Origin of the sequence: Acidovorax sp. GW101-3H11 (genome assembly GCF_001633105.1) — a bacterium.
Lineage (GTDB): Bacteria > Pseudomonadota > Gammaproteobacteria > Burkholderiales > Burkholderiaceae_C > Acidovorax.
The window spans coordinates 277,132-291,580 of the sequence record NZ_LUKZ01000012.1 but is presented as its reverse complement, the minus strand read 5'-3'; the positions used below and the strand labels follow the sequence as shown (position 1 = coordinate 291,580).

Here is a 14,449-nt window from a genome sequence, read left to right as displayed (position 1 = left end):
TCTCCCATGCTGTTTGCCAAGCTGTTGCCACGCGAAGGCAATTTTTTCGAAATGTTCAACCAGCATGCGGATCGCATCGTCGAGGCGGCACGGGCCTTCTCGCAGCTGGTGGCCAATTACAGTGATCCGCACCTGCGCGACAAGTACAACCAGGACGTGGACAACGCCGAGCGAGCCGCTGACCGCGTGACCCACGAGGTGAACAAGGCAATCCACAAGACCTTCATCACCCCCATCGACCGCGAACAGATCCACACGCTGATCAACACCATGGACGACGTGGCCGACCTGATCCAGGACTCGGCCGAAACCATGGCGCTGTACGACGTGCGCCACATGACGGAAGAGATCACGCGCCTCACGGACCTGAGCCTCAAGTGCTGCGAGCGTCTGCGCGATGCCGTGAAGCTGCTCGACAAGATCGCCGACCCGGCCGTGGCCGAGGCCGCGCTCAAGACCTGCGAAGAGATCGACCGGCTCGAATCCGACGCCGACCGCGTGATGCGCAGCGCCATGAGCAAGCTGTTCCGCGAAGAGCCCGATGTGCGCGAGGTGATCAAGCTCAAGGCCATCTACGAGCTGCTGGAAACGATCACCGACAAGTGCGAGGACGTGGCCAACTGCATCGAGGGCATCGTCCTCGAAAACTCCTGAACCCCGCAGGCTGACCAGCATGGAAACCATACAGACGGCCCTGTGGGTTGTGGTTCTGCTCGTGGCGTTGGCGCTCCTGTTCGACTTCATGAACGGGTTCCACGACGCCGCCAATTCGATCGCCACGGTGGTCTCCACCGGCGTGCTCAAGCCCGCGCAGGCGGTGCTGTTCGCGGCGTTCTTCAACTTCGTGGCGATCTTTGTCTTTCACCTGAGCGTCGCCGCCACCGTGGGCAAGGGCATCGTGCAGCCCGGCATTGTGGACACGCATGTGGTGTTTGGTGCCCTGGTGGGGGCCATCACCTGGAACGTGATCACCTGGTACTACGGCATCCCCAGCAGCTCCTCGCACGCGCTGATCGGTGGCATCGTGGGCGCGGTGATTGCCAAGGCCGGGGCGGGCGCGCTGGTGTCCACCGGCATTCTCAAGACGGTGGCCTTCATCTTCGTCTCGCCGCTGCTCGGTTTTGCGCTCGGGTCGCTGATGATGGTGGCTGTGGCCTGGATCTTCCGGCGCACGCGCCCGAGCAAGGTGGACAAGTGGTTCCGCCGCCTGCAGCTGGTGTCTGCCGGGGCCTACAGCCTGGGCCACGGCGGCAATGATGCGCAAAAGACCATCGGCATCATCTGGCTGCTGCTGATCGCCACCGGGTACTCGTCGGCCACCGATGCATCGCCGCCTACCTGGACCATCGTGAGCTGCTACGTGGCCATCGGTCTCGGCACCATGTTCGGCGGCTGGCGCATCGTGAAGACCATGGGCCAGAAGATCACCAAGCTCAAGCCCGTGGGCGGTTTCTGCGCCGAAACGGGCGGGGCGCTCACCCTGTTCCTCGCGACCACGCTGGGCATTCCGGTGTCCACCACCCACACCATCACCGGCGCCATCGTGGGCGTGGGCTCCACACAGCGCGCCAGCGCCGTGCGCTGGGGCGTGGCGGGCAACATTGTCTGGGCGTGGATTCTGACCATCCCGGCCAGCGCGTTTGTGGCCGCCGTGGCTTACTGGATCAGCCTGCAGATCTTCTGACGGCCTGCCACCATCCGCTGGTTGCCAGCGGATGGTGGATTGCCAATTGCAAATTGCAAATTGGCAATTGTCAGTCGCCAATCGCTATATTTTTTATAGCTGCTTGCGCTTATCCATCAGGCGCAAGGCCCCGATTTCATTGAGAAATCTTGCGGGCTTCTTCAATCTGGTGCTCGAAGTAGCGCTGAAAGCTGAACGCGATGCTGGCCATCAGCACCGCCGTGCCAATCATCAGCGACGCCACGATGGCGGCAATCGTGATCCAGCCTGTGCGGCCGGGCGCGGCGTCGGGTGCAGCGTGGGGGTTGTAGCGGGCGTTCCAGGCTTCGGGCGTCTTCAGGGCAAACAGGATGGCCTGCAGCGCACAGCCCGCGATGGTGAAGCCCAGCAGCGGGATCAGCATCCAGCTGGTGTGGTCGTCCTGGCCAAACTGCTGCACGCGTTGGATACCGTAGACCCCCAGCGCCGTGGGCAGCGGCAGCAGCCAGCCGATCAGGTCCCACATGCCGTGCAGGTAAAAGCGGTGCAGGCCCAGCGGCCCACCCAGAAACGCGAGCCAGGCCGCCAGGGTCTTGTTTTTCATGCGGGGCATCGTGTCATTCGGGGGAGGTGGTGTCGCCTGCGCCCAGGGTCTTTTCCATCAGTACGATGTCGCGCCATGCGCCGAACTTCCAGCCCACCGAGCGCATCACGCCCACATCGGTAAACCCCAGCGCCCGGTGCACGCCAATAGAGCCCGCGTTGGCCGAGTCGCCAATCACCGCCAGCAGCTTGCGCACGCCCACGGCTTCGGCCTGCACGGCCAGCGCGGCCAGCAGCTGGCGGCCCAGGCCCATGCCACGGGCGCTATCGGCCACGTAGATCGAGTCTTCGGCCGAAAAACGGTAGGCCGGGCGCGGCTTGAACCAGTTGGCGTAGGCAAAGCCCAGCACCTGCCCGTCCTGCTCGGCCACCAGCCAGGGCAGGCCACGCGCCAGCACGTCGGCGCGGCGGCCCGCCATGTCGGTTTCAGAGGGGGGATCGATCTCGAACGTACCCGTGCCGTGGAGCACGTGGTGTTGGTAAATGGCGGTAATGGCAGGGATATCGCTGTCGGTGCTGGGACGGATGGTGGGCATTTTGGAGGAAATGGATATAATCGCGGGCTTTGCAGCGTGTCGCTGGCCGGGTGGCCATGTCGCGTGTCTCAAGCGTTGCGAATATGGTTGCGAACACTGTGGCTTTCGGCAAATGTTGCCGGAGTTCACCACCCGAAGGATAAATCATGGTCGTCATTCGACTCTCCCGCGGCGGCTCCAAGGGCCGTCCTTTCTTCAACATCGTCGTTGCTGACAAGCGCGTGCGCCGTGACGGCCGCTTCATCGAGCGCATCGGCTTCTACAACCCCACCGCCAAGGAAACCGAAGAAGGCCTGCGCATCGTGCAAGACCGTCTGGCTTACTGGGTGGGCGTTGGCGCCCAGTCCTCCCCCACGGTGGACCGCCTGATCAAGCAAGCCGCCAAGAAGGCTGCTTAAAGCTCCCTGAAAAGGGCGGGTTCCGTCGGCTTGTCTGGCGGAACCCGCCCTTTTCCTATTCTGGAATCCCCCCGCCATGGCCACCACTCCCCTGACCCTCGAACCCGCAGAGCTGCCGCCCGATGCCGTTGAAGTGGGGCGCATTGCCGATGCCTGGGGCGTCAAGGGCTGGTTCAAGGTGCTGTCCCACAGCAGCAGCCCCGAAGCGCTGTTTGCGTCCAAGCGCTGGTACCTGCAGCCGTCCGAGCGGGGTGCCAAGGCATTTGCCGGCACGGTGCTGCTGTCCATCCGCCAGGCCAAGGACCATTCCGACACCGTGGTGGCCTGGGCGCAGGGCATTGATGACCGCAATGCCGCCGAGGCCCTGCGCGGCGCGCGCATCTTTGTGCCCCGGTCGAGTTTCCCTTCCACTTCGGAAGACGAGTTCTACTGGGTCGATCTGATCGGCCTGTCGGTCGTCAATCGCGAAGGCGTGGCGCTGGGGCAGGTACAGGAGCTGATGTCCACCGGCCCCCAGACTGTGCTGGTGCTGGCCTACGAACAGGACGGCAAGGCGCAAGAGCGCATGATTCCTTTTGTCTCGGCGTTTGTGGACAAGGTGGATCTGCCCGAAAAGCGCATCACGGTCGATTGGCAACCGGACTACTGACCGAACGCCGCTCCCCTGCGCCCTGCACGCACCATGCGCTTTGACATCATCACCCTGTTCCCTGAGCTGTTCGCGCCCTTTTTGGCCAGCGGCGTAACGCGCCGCGCCTACGCCAGTGGCCAGGTCGATGTGCGCTTGTGGAACCCGCGCGACCATGCCGAGGGCAACTACCGTCGGGTGGATGACCGCCCGTTTGGGGGCGGCCCTGGCATGGTGATGATGGCCGAGCCGCTGCAGCGGTGCCTTGCGGCCATCCGTGTTGAGCGGGCCGAGCCGGAAGAGGGCCGGGCGCCGCTGGTGCTCTTTTCGCCGATCGGGTCACCGCTCAACCATGCTGCCATGGAGCGCTGGTCTGCCAGCGCGGGCGCCGTGCTGCTGTGTGGCCGCTATGAGGGCATTGACCAGCGATTCATCGACGCGCATGTGGATGTGCAGCTGAGCCTGGGAGATTTTGTGCTTTCGGGCGGTGAAATCGCCGCCATGGCCTTGCTGGATGCGGTGGCCCGGCTGCAGCCCGGCGTGCTCAACGACGAAGGCAGCCACCAGCTCGACAGCTTCAACCCCGCGCTCGATGGCCTGCTCGACTGTCCGCACTACACGCGGCCGGAAGAATGGGCGGGGCAGCAGGTGCCTGCACCGCTGATGTCCGGGCACCATGCGCAGATCGAGCGCTGGCGGCGCGACCAGCGGCTGGCCATCACGGCCCGCCACCGCCCCGATCTCATCGACGCGGCGCGCCAGGCGGGGCGTTTGGCCCCGGCCGATGAGGCCGTATTGGCCAAGCTCGCCTGAATTGTTATAATCAAAGGCTTTTCGATCCTCTGGCCGGCCGTTTTGACAGGGATTCCTCCCGCAAAACACTGAACCGTCAATCCCGACGCAGCCATTTTTGGCGCGGACAAGATCGTTGGACATCAAACATGAACCTGATCCAGACCCTGGAAGCGGAAGAAATCGCCCGCTTGAACAAGACCATCCCCGAATTCGCCCCTGGTGACACCGTCATCGTGAGCGTGAACGTGGTGGAAGGTACCCGCAAGCGCGTGCAGGCCTACGAAGGCGTGGTGATTGCCAAGCGCAATCGCGGCCTGAACAGCGGCTTCACCGTGCGCAAGATCTCCAGCGGCGAAGGCGTGGAACGTACGTTCCAGACCTACAGCCCGCTGATCGCCGGCATCGAAGTCAAGCGCCGCGGTGACGTGCGCCGTGCCAAGCTGTACTACCTGCGTGAGCGCAGCGGCAAGTCGGCACGTATCAAGGAAAAGCTGCCACAACGCGTCAAGGTTGCTGCCGCCACCGCTGCTTAATCCCAGCAAGGCGAGGGCCTGCCCTGACAAGCCGCTACAGCGTCAGCCTGTAGCGGCTTTTTGTTTTTTTGGTCTGTTGAATCCGAACCTGAACCCGAACCGAAATTTTTGAGTGAACGCCTCTTCTCCCGCCCCCGCCGTTTCGTCCGTGGTTGCGCCGCTGTCCAGCCTGCCTGATTTCGACCCCCGCCTGGTGCCGGTGGTGGGCGTGGACGCGCACCTGCCCGCCGTGCCTGCGGCGGCGCAGACGCCCGAGGCGCTGCGCGCGCGGTTTGCGCACCCGCCCCGCTGGGAGCCCGAGGTGCTGCTGGAGAAGAAGTTCATGAACCGCGAGCCAGCCCACGCGTCCGTGCTGCTGGCGATCATGCTGCGCGAGCAGCCCACGGTGCTGCTCACCGAGCGCACGGCCCACCTGTCCACGCACTCGGGGCAGGTGGCTTTCCCGGGCGGGCGGGCCGACCCTGGCGACGCCACGCCCGCCGCCACCGCCTTGCGCGAGGCGCAGGAAGAGGTGGGGCTCGCGCCCGAATTCGTCGAGGTGCTGGGCATCTTGCCAACCTACGTCACCGGCTCGTCCTTCATCATCACGCCGGTGGTGGCGCTGGTGCGGCCGGATTGTGTCCTGCAGCCCAACCCCTACGAGGTGGCGGACCTGTTCGAGGTGCCACTCGCGTTTCTGCTGGACCCCGCCAACCACCGGCGCCATGTGTTCGACCTGGACGGTGTGCACCGCGAGTGGTTCTCCATGCCCTACCAGGACAGCCGCAAGAACCATTTCATCTGGGGGGCGACGGCGGGCATGCTGCGCAATTTCTACCGCTTCATGCGGGCCTGATCCGCCTCGCACATAAAGGGTGCACGGGGGCGAAGCGCCAGTATCATTGCCCCCCATGAGTTTCTTCGCCATCCTGTTCGCTCTGCTGATCGAGCAGGCCCGCCCCCTGGCTCGCAGCAACCCCATCCATGCGGGTCTGCGGGCGTGGGCGCTGTCCGTGAGCCGCAATTTCGATGCGGGCAAACCCCACCATGGCTGGGTGGCATGGTGCCTGGCGGTGCTGCTCCCGGCCTTGATCACCCTGGCCATCCATTGGGCGCTGCTGTGGGGCCTGGGCTGGCCGTTTGCGGTGCTCTGGAGCGTGGCGGTGCTGTATGTCACGCTGGGATTTCGCCAGTTCAGCCACCATTTCACGGGCATCCGCGATGCGCTCGAAGAGGGCGACGAAGATGCGGCCCGCGAGCGCTTGGCGCACTGGCAGCAGGTGGACGTGGGGGCCTTGCCCCGCAGCGAAATCGTGCGCCATGTGATCGAGTATTCGGTGCTGGCCGCACACCGCCATGTGTTTGGGGTGCTGGCCTGGTTCTCAGTGCTGGCGGCGCTGGGGCTGGGGCCCACGGGGGCGGTGTTGTACCGCCTGGCCGAATTTGTTTCACGCTACTGGCAATACCGGCAGCGCGCGGGCACGCAGCCCGCCAGCGCCTCGCTGCAGAAGGCCTGCGCCCAGGCCTGGACCGTGGTGGACTGGCTGCCAGCGCGGCTCACGGCACTCAGCTTTGCGGTGGTGGGCAGCTTCGAGGAAGCGATCGAGGGCTGGCGCTTTCATGCGCAGCGCTTCCCCAATGACAACGACGGCGTGGTGCTGGCCGCTACAGCGGGCGCGATCAATGTGCGCCTGGGCGGCGAGGCCCTGAAGTCCCGCACCGAAATGCAGGCGCCCCAAGGGCTGGAGATCGACGCCGACATGGGCGACAGCGATGCCACCCCCGGCCGCGAGCCCGAGGTGGGCCACCTGCGCAGCGTGGTGGGGCTGGTGTGGCGATCTGTGGTGGTCTGGATGCTGCTGCTGGCGCTGCTCACGCTGGCCCGCCTGCTGGGCTAGGGCGTGTCATCAATCAATATCCCCACGCGCTGGCCCCGCAATGCGGATGGATGCGCGAAGCGGGGCGCAGCCCATAGTCATCTATGGTCAAGCCACGCGACAAAGCAGACGCCGCATTGCGGGGTCAGCCCGGAGGGAAAGCCATCCAGGCCGCGCATTGCGTCGTTGCCCTTCGTTTGTGTAGCCAAGCTACACGGCACTCAGGACGCCTAGCACTGCACGGCCTGGCGGGCTTTCGCGTGGGGATATTGATTGATGACACGCCCTAGTGCCGGGCGCCCCTGGCGCAGGCCCCGCGTCAGTAACGCGTGTGGCTCAGCTCTTCAAACAAGTCGCTATAAATTTTATAGCGCATCGGGCTTATCCCGTGCGCGGAGGGGCCGTTTTTGACCGCATCCAGCACGCCACAACCGGGCTCGTGCAGGTGGGTGCAGTTGTAGAACTTGCAGTCGGTGGCGTGTTCTGCGATGTCGGGCATGCAGGCGGCGAGCTGCATGGGCGCCACGTGGTGCAGTCCGAATTCCTGGAACCCCGGTGAGTCGATCAGCGCTGTGGTGCGCTCCGCATCCATCCAGTACCAGTGCGTGCTGGTGGTCGTGTGTTTGCCGGAGTTGAGCGCTTGCGAGATCTCGCCCGTCAGCACCGTGGCGCCTGGCACCAGCAGGTTGATGAGCGTGCTCTTGCCCGAGCCCGAGGGGCCCAGCACCAGCGTGGTCTTGCCCCGCAGGTGTTCCATCAGCAGCGCGCGGTCCACATCGCTGGACAGCGCCAGCGACAAGGGCAGCACGCCATAGTGGGTGCCCGCCCCCATGTGGCGGTACGGAAGCAGCCGCTCCCAGGCACGGGCAAAGGGCTCCACCAGATCGCTTTTGTTGAGGCCGATCAGGGGCTTGATGCCCTCGGCCTCGGCCGCGATCAGGGCGCGGGCGAGCTGGCTTTCTGAGAACACGGGCTCTGCCGCGATCAGGATCAGCACCTGGTCCAGGTTGGCCGCAAACGACTTGGTGCGGATCTCGTCCTGGCGGTAGAACAGGTTGCGCCGCTCCAGCACCTTCTCGATGGTGCCTTCGTCCCCCTGGCCGGGCGGGGGGGCTTGCCACAGCACCCGGTCGCCCACCACGGCATGGCTTTTTTTGCCCCGGGGGTGGCAGATGCGGCGTTCTCCGTCGGCGGTTTCAACCATGCAGTGGCGCCCATGGCTGGCCACCACGGTGCCTTCCATGAGGGCGCTGCGTTCAGCCATGGTGGGCCTGTGTCACAGCGCGACCAATGCGTCGAACTGGGTGGCGCACTCGAAGTCGGTCGAGGAGATGCCGTTCACATCGTGGGTGTTCAGGCGCACCACGCAGCGGTTGTAGTGCACCGAGAGGTCGGGGTGGTGGTCCTGCGCATTGGCGACAAAGGCCAGCGCGTTCACGAACGAGATGGTCTCGTAGTAGTTGGCGAAGTGGTAGGTCTTCTCGATGGCGACGTTGGCGCCGTCGCCGCTCAGGCTCCAGCCTTCGAGCTTGGCGAGGTTTGCTACAACTTCAGTAGCGGTCAGCGCACGTCGGGCAAGCGCAGACCAGTCTTTTTTCTTCAGCATGGTGGTGGTCATGGATGGGCGGGGTTGTTGTGCATGCGTGCCAGCCGTTCGGTGGCGGGCGGGTGCGAGTAGTAGAACTTCACGTACACCGGGTCGGGTGTGAGTGTGGAGGCATTGTCTTCATACAGCTTGAGCAGGGCCGAAGCCAGATCGGCGCCGCTGGCCTGGGCCACGGCATAGGCGTCGGCCTGGAACTCGTGCTTGCGCGACTGCTGCGAGAACAGCGGCGAGATGAAGAAGGTGAACACGGGCACCACCAGCATGAACAGCAGCAACGCCAGGGCGTCGTTGGGCGCGGCCGCTATGGATGGGTCCAGCGAGATATTGGGGCGCACGCCCAGGCCGGTATAGAACCACACCTGGTTGGAGAGCCAGCCCAGCAACGCAAAACCGGCGAGGCTGAGGCCAAACATGACCACGATGCGCTGGATGATGTGGCGGTGCTTGAAGTGGCCCAGCTCATGCGCCAGCACGGCCTCAACTTCGCCGGGGGCCAGCTGCTTCAGCAAGGTGTCGTAGAACACCACGCGCTTGGCTGCTCCAAAGCCTGTGAAGTACGCATTGGCATGGGCGCTGCGGCGGCTGCCATCCATCACGAACAGGCCTTTGGCCGAGAAGCCGCAGCGCTGCATCAGGGCCGTGACGCGGGCCTTGAGCGACTCGTCTTCGAGCGGCTGGAACTTGTTGAACAAGGGCGCAATGAAGGTGGGGTAGATCACCATCAGGAGCAGGTTGAAGCCCATCCAGAAGCACCAGGCCCAGAGCCACCACAGCGGGCCGGCCGCGCCCATGAGCCACAGGATGAGTGCGGCAATCGGCAGGCCGATGAGGGCGCCCACCAGCAGGCCCTTGGCCGCGTCGGCCAGCCACAAGCGCCAGGTCATCTTGTTGAAGCCAAAACGCTCTTCGATCACGAAGGTCTGGTACAGCGACAGGGGCAGGTCGATCAGGCCACCGATGGCGGCAAACGCCACCAGCAGCGCCAGCTGCTGCGCCATGCCGGGCCCCATGGCGTCCAGCAGGGTGCGGTTCAGTGCGTCCAGGCCGCCGAGCAAGGTCCACCCCAGCAGCACCACGCAGCCCAGGGCCATCTCCAGCAGCCCCAGGCGGGCCTTGGTCATGGTGTAGTCGGCGGCCTTCTGGTGGGCCGCCAGGGGGATGCGTTCGGCAAAGGGGGCTGGCACGGCGGCGCGGTGGCGGGCCACATGCCGCACCTGCCGGGTGGCCAGCCAGAACTTGAGCGCAAGGCCCAGGACCAGCGCCGCCGCAAAGGCCAGCGTGAGCAGCATGGAGGGGGAGAGGTCGTCGGGGGTGGGCATGTGCGGCGAGTTTAGGCCATCGGCGACAATGCGCGCCATGTCAGAAGCCAACAACCCCACCCCTGCCACCCTCGCCAAATCCGACCAGAACCTGGTCTGGCTCGATTGTGAAATGACCGGTCTGGAGCCTGATACGGACCGCCTGCTGGAGATTGCCGTGGTCGTGACGGGCCCGGGCCTGGAGCCCCGTGTCGAAGGCCCGGTGTTTGCCATCCACCAATCGGATGAATTGCTGAACAAGATGGATGCCTGGAACAAGGGAACCCATGGCCGCAGCGGCCTGATCGACAAGGTGAAGGCCTCCACGGTGACCGAGGAAGAGGCCGAGCGGCAGATCATCGCGTTTCTGGGCAAGTATGTGCCCAAGGGCACAGCCCCCATGTGTGGCAACAGCATCGGGCAGGACCGCCGTTTTCTGGTGCGCTACATGCCTAAGCTGGAAAAGTTCTTCCACTACCGCAATGTCGATGTGAGCACGCTGAAGGAACTGGCCAAACGCTGGAAGCCCGAGGCCTATACCAGCTTCAAGAAAGCCCAGAAGCACACGGCGCTGGCGGATGTGCACGAGTCCATCGATGAGCTGGCGCACTACCGCCAGCACCTTTTGTCCGTGGAAGTGAAAACCCCCTGAATTGCTTGGCGCCAGGAGCGCCCTCGGTGCATGCGCGGGTACAGGTCGCCTCCGCAGCGGGGCGTCCATTGCGCGAAGGGGTAGGTCCGGGGCACTCCTTTGAGAGCTGCGCATTTGAAGGGTATTGCGGGGAAACCCTTAACCGTGTCATAATTGCGGGCTGCGCAGGAAATTCGCCTCGCAGTTTGTGCATCTCCCCTCACACACCGGGCTTGCCAGCCCACTGCCCACATGCAAATGTAAGCCGGCAGTGCAGGACTGGCGAATAACAGCCCACCCGCATCGGCCTGATCCTCCAGAGCCAGCGCAGGTTTCGTTTGATGGTTGATGTTTTTTAACCATTTGACGAAGCCAATCGTGGGCAGCGCCCGCGACCGTCTTCGTGAGAGAAAAATCATGACCGACACCTCCTTGGTGCAGGGCGAATTCGCGCCTGCCGATACCTCTTTTGCTGCCGACGTTTCCGTGCAGTCTTCCCCCCTGGACGCTGTGGTGTCCGCCGCCGCTGCAGAAGGCGATGCCGCCGTGACGGCCGAGCCCAATGGCTTCGTCGAACTGGGCCTCGCGCCTGAACTCGTGCAGGCCGTGGCTGATCTGGGCTACACCCAGCCCACCAGCGTGCAGCGCAAGGCCATTCCCCTGGCCATGGGCAGCGATGCCTCCAAGTTCATCGACCTGATGGTCTCCAGCCAGACGGGCAGCGGCAAGACCGCCGCCTTCCTGCTGCCCGTGCTGCACACGCTGATCCAGCAGCAGGCCGTGGCCGAAGCCGAAGAGCGCGCCGCGTTCGAACGCGCTGTGGCCGAAGCGGCTGCCCGTGGCGAGCCCGCCCCCAAGCGCGCCAAGCGCAAGGACCCCACCAGCTCGCGCAACTTCAAGGCCGCCACCCCTGGCGCCCTGATCCTGTGCCCTACGCGTGAACTGGCCCAGCAGGTGGCGCATGACGCCATCGATCTGGTCAAGCACTGCCGTGGTCTGCGCGTGGCCAACGTGGTGGGCGGTATGCCCTACCAGCTGCAGATCGCCAAGCTGCAGAACGCCGACCTGGTGGTCGCTACCCCTGGCCGCCTGCTGGACCTGCAGCGCTCGATGCAGATCAAGCTCGACAAGGTGCAGTTCCTGGTGGTGGACGAAGCCGACCGCATGCTGGACCTGGGCTTCTCGGACGACCTGGCCGAGCTGAACCAGCTGACGAGCCAGCGCAAGCAGACCATGATGTTCAGCGCCACGTTCGCGCCCCGCATCCAGCAACTGGCCATGCGCGTGATGCACGACGGTGGCTCGTCCGTGCAGAAGGTGACCATCGATTCCCCGCAAGAGAAGCACTCCAACATCAAGCAGGTGCTGTACTGGGCCGACAACGCCCAGCACAAGCGCAAGCTGCTGGACCACTGGCTGCGTGACACCACGATCAACCAGGCCATCGTGTTTGCCAGCACCCAGGTGGAGTGCGACGGCTTGGCCAACGACCTGCAGCAAGACGGCTTCTCGGCTGTGGCCCTGCACGGTGCCTTGAGCCAGGGCCTGCGCAACCGCCGCCTGATGGCGCTGCGCAGTGGCCAGGTGCAGATCCTGGTGGCGACCGATGTGGCAGCCCGTGGCATCGACGTGCCCACGATCACCCACGTGTTCAACTTTGGCCTTCCCATGAAGGCCGAGGACTACACCCACCGCATCGGCCGTACCGGCCGTGCGGGCCGCGATGGCCTGGCTGTGACGTTCGCTGAGTTCCGCGACCGCCGCAAGATCTACGACATTGAGTCGTACAGCCGCCAGCAATTCAAGGCCGAAGTGGTGCCCGGCATGGAACCTTCGCAGCGTGCCCCCCAGGCACCGCGTGGCGACTTCGGCGGCCGTGGTGGCCAGGGCCGCTCGTACGACAACCGTGACAACCCATCGCGCGGCCGCTTCAATGGCCCTGCCCGTGGCGGCCCTGACCGTGGTGGCTTCGGCGGCGGTTTTGGTGGTGGCTTTGCGGGCCGTGGCGACAACCGTGGCGCTCCTGCCCGTGGTGACGGTGGTGGTTTCGGCGGCCGTGACGACCGTGGGTTTGCCCCTCGCCGCGACGGCGAAGGCTATGGCCGCAAGCCCGGCTTTGGTGATGCCGGTCGTGGTGGTTTTGCCCCCCGTGGCGATGCAGGCGCACCGCGCGGTGATTTCGCGCCACGCAAGCCTGCTTTCTCCAAGCCCGCAGGCAGCGGTGGTGCCAAGCCTTTTGTGGCCCACGATGCGCGCAAGCGCCCAGCGCGCCCCGCACGCTGATCGACGGACAACGATGGGGCGTTTTGAGCGCTCCATCCGATCAAGGGCTGGCACCGCAAGGTGCCAGCCCTTTTTTGTGGCTGGAGTATGCGCACCCTGCTTTTTGCGGGCCGTGTCGTCAATAATTGCCCACGGAGGAATTTGTCGTGGTGTCTTCTCTATCCTCGGGGGCCGATTACGAACACATGTTCGAGTTGGCGCCCGTGTCGCTCTGGCTGGAGGATTTCAGCGAACTCAAACGTCTGTTCGATGGCTGGCGCGCACAAGGGGTGACGGACATACGCTCCCATCTGGCCGAAGACCCGGCCCGCCTGCGCCAATGCAGTGCGTCGTTGCGTGTGCTGCAGGTCAATCGGCGCACGCTGGAGTTGTTCTCGGCCGACAGCCAGCAGCATCTGGAAGCCAACCTCGACAAAGTCTTTCGTGACGACCGGCACGACACTGCGGCGCATGAGCTTGCGCAGCTGTGGGACGGGCAGATGGAGTTTGCCAACCAGACGGTGAACTATGCGCTCGACGGCCGACGCCTGGATGTGCTGGTCCGTGCGCGCATACTGCCTGGCCATGAGGCCGACTGGAGCCGCGTGCTGGTCTCTCTGGAGGACAACACCCAGCAACTGGAGGCAGCGCGCCGCTTGCGGCGCAGCGAGCAGTACGCGCGCGACCTGTTCGAGCATTCGCCGGTCTCGCTCTGGGTGGAGGACTTCAGCGTTGTGAAGAATCTGCTCGATGGCGTGCGTGCCCAGGGCATCGGCGACTTCAAGACCTTCCTCAAGGTGCACCCCGACTTCGTGGCTCGCTGCATGCAGGAGATCCGCGTCATTGATGTGAACCAGCAGACATTGCGCATGTTCGGCGCCGCCAGCAAGGAGATGCTGCTCAACAGCATTGGCCGCGTGTTCCGTGGCGAAATGCATGAGTCCTTCGCGGAGCAGCTGCAGGACTTGTGGGAGGGGAAGACCTTCCAGCAGCGGGAGGTGGTGAACTACTCACTGTCGGGCGATGCGGTGAACATCCACATGCAATTCTCGGTGCTCGATAGCCATCGGCATGACTGGGGTCTGGTGCTCTTGTCCTTGGTGGACATCACGGCGCGCAAGAAGGCCGAGGCCTACCTCGAATACCTAGGCAAACACGATGTACTTACCCAGTTGCGCAACCGTGCCTTCTATGCCGAAGAGCTGAACCGGCTCACGCGCAAAGGGCCCTGGCCCCTGTCTATCATCGCCATTGACCTGAATGGCCTCAAGGTGGTCAATGACGAGCAAGGCCATGCGGCCGGTGACTCGATGCTGCGCCGCGTGGGTGAAGTGCTGGCCAAGGCCGTGGATGCGCCCGCCTGTGCAGCTCGCATCGGCGGCGACGAGTTCACTGTGCTGCTGCCGGGAACTGACGAGCGTGGTGCCCACGCGCTGCAGGAGCGCATCATCTCGATGCTGGAGTTGAACAACCAGTTCTATCCGGGTCAGCACCTGAGCCTGGCCATGGGCATCGCCAGCTGCCATTCTGGCGAAGCGGTGGAGGCTGCGATCAACCGGGCCGATCAGGCCATGTATGCCGAGAAAAACCGGTACTACCAGCAAAAGAGCGTGGATCGTCGGCACCCGTCCGGTACCTGA

16 protein-coding genes are annotated in these 14,449 nt (G+C 64.5%); 11 read left to right on the top strand and 5 right to left on the bottom strand.

Features of this window, described 5'->3' with window-relative positions:
• Positions 1–6 precede the first annotated feature (6 nt).
• Together A1D30_RS13910 and A1D30_RS13905 are read left to right on the top strand one after the other, a co-directional pair.
• Complete coding sequence (locus A1D30_RS13910; protein WP_063461305.1) at positions 7–654, top strand: DUF47 domain-containing protein; 648 nt, start codon at positions 7–9, stop codon at positions 652–654.
• A gap of 19 nt (positions 655–673) precedes the next feature.
• Positions 674–1,684 carry an inorganic phosphate transporter gene (locus A1D30_RS13905; protein ID WP_063461304.1) on the top strand — a complete coding sequence of 337 codons (1,011 nt, stop codon included), beginning with the start codon at positions 674–676 and terminating at the stop codon, positions 1,682–1,684.
• Between the two features lie 136 nt (positions 1,685–1,820).
• Here the strand turns inward: A1D30_RS13905 and A1D30_RS13900 are convergent, their stop codons facing one another.
• Together A1D30_RS13900 and A1D30_RS13895 are read right to left on the bottom strand one after the other, a co-directional pair.
• Complete coding sequence (locus A1D30_RS13900; RefSeq protein ID WP_063461303.1) at positions 1,821–2,267, bottom strand: TM2 domain-containing protein; 447 nt, start codon at positions 2,265–2,267, stop codon at positions 1,821–1,823.
• Between the two features lie 13 nt (positions 2,268–2,280).
• Positions 2,281–2,802 carry a GNAT family N-acetyltransferase gene (locus A1D30_RS13895; RefSeq protein WP_063461302.1) on the bottom strand — a complete coding sequence of 174 codons (522 nt, stop codon included), beginning with the start codon at positions 2,800–2,802 and terminating at the stop codon, positions 2,281–2,283.
• A gap of 146 nt (positions 2,803–2,948) precedes the next feature.
• On the opposite strand from A1D30_RS13895, the gene rpsP reads away from it, so the two are divergent.
• The 6 genes from rpsP (at position 2,949) to A1D30_RS13865 (ending at position 7,033) form a co-directional block, all read left to right on the top strand.
• Positions 2,949–3,200 (top strand): 30S ribosomal protein S16, encoded by a 252-nt coding sequence (rpsP, locus tag A1D30_RS13890; protein WP_063461301.1) that lies wholly within the window; start codon positions 2,949–2,951, stop codon positions 3,198–3,200.
• A 76-nt stretch (positions 3,201–3,276) separates the two neighbouring features.
• Positions 3,277–3,849, top strand: a complete 573-nt coding sequence (gene rimM, locus A1D30_RS13885; RefSeq protein WP_063461300.1) for a ribosome maturation factor RimM — start codon at positions 3,277–3,279, stop codon at positions 3,847–3,849.
• A 33-nt stretch (positions 3,850–3,882) separates the two neighbouring features.
• The gene (gene trmD, locus A1D30_RS13880) at positions 3,883–4,641 is read left to right on the top strand and encodes a tRNA (guanosine(37)-N1)-methyltransferase TrmD (protein WP_063461299.1); all 759 of its coding nucleotides are present in this window, start codon (positions 3,883–3,885) and stop codon (positions 4,639–4,641) included.
• Between the two features lie 128 nt (positions 4,642–4,769).
• Complete coding sequence (gene rplS / locus A1D30_RS13875) at positions 4,770–5,156, top strand: 50S ribosomal protein L19 (protein WP_063461298.1); 387 nt, start codon at positions 4,770–4,772, stop codon at positions 5,154–5,156.
• Positions 5,157–5,268: 112 nt separating this feature from the next.
• Positions 5,269–5,991, top strand: a complete 723-nt coding sequence (locus tag A1D30_RS13870) for a CoA pyrophosphatase (protein ID WP_242421887.1) — start codon at positions 5,269–5,271, stop codon at positions 5,989–5,991.
• A 55-nt stretch (positions 5,992–6,046) separates the two neighbouring features.
• Complete coding sequence (locus A1D30_RS13865) at positions 6,047–7,033, top strand: CobD/CbiB family protein (RefSeq protein ID WP_063461296.1); 987 nt, start codon at positions 6,047–6,049, stop codon at positions 7,031–7,033.
• A gap of 298 nt (positions 7,034–7,331) precedes the next feature.
• Here A1D30_RS13865 and rsgA read toward each other — a convergent pair whose 3' ends face one another.
• From rsgA to A1D30_RS13850, 3 genes are read right to left on the bottom strand one after another with little or no spacing between them, the layout of a single operon-like run.
• Complete coding sequence (gene rsgA / locus A1D30_RS13860) at positions 7,332–8,276, bottom strand: ribosome small subunit-dependent GTPase A (protein WP_063461295.1); 945 nt, start codon at positions 8,274–8,276, stop codon at positions 7,332–7,334.
• A gap of 12 nt (positions 8,277–8,288) precedes the next feature.
• Positions 8,289–8,630: a 4a-hydroxytetrahydrobiopterin dehydratase gene (locus A1D30_RS13855; protein ID WP_063461294.1), complete on the bottom strand. Its 342-nt coding sequence runs from the start codon at positions 8,628–8,630 to the stop codon at positions 8,289–8,291.
• Positions 8,627–9,976 carry a M48 family metallopeptidase gene (locus A1D30_RS13850; protein WP_242421886.1) on the bottom strand — a complete coding sequence of 450 codons (1,350 nt, stop codon included), beginning with the start codon at positions 9,974–9,976 and terminating at the stop codon, positions 8,627–8,629. The genes A1D30_RS13855 and A1D30_RS13850 overlap by 4 nt, the downstream gene beginning before the upstream one ends.
• Between A1D30_RS13850 and orn the strand changes: the two genes are divergently transcribed.
• The 3 genes from orn (at position 9,975) to A1D30_RS13835 (ending at position 14,449) form a co-directional block, all read left to right on the top strand.
• Complete coding sequence (orn, locus tag A1D30_RS13845; protein WP_063461398.1) at positions 9,975–10,568, top strand: oligoribonuclease; 594 nt, start codon at positions 9,975–9,977, stop codon at positions 10,566–10,568. The two genes, A1D30_RS13850 and orn, sit on opposite strands and share 2 nt — an antisense overlap.
• Before the next feature lie 396 nt (positions 10,569–10,964).
• On the top strand, positions 10,965–12,830 hold the full coding sequence (locus A1D30_RS13840; RefSeq protein WP_063461293.1) for a DEAD/DEAH box helicase: 1,866 nt from the start codon (positions 10,965–10,967) through the stop codon (positions 12,828–12,830).
• Between the two features lie 146 nt (positions 12,831–12,976).
• The gene (locus A1D30_RS13835; RefSeq protein WP_199865989.1) at positions 12,977–14,449 is read left to right on the top strand and encodes a GGDEF domain-containing protein; all 1,473 of its coding nucleotides are present in this window, start codon (positions 12,977–12,979) and stop codon (positions 14,447–14,449) included.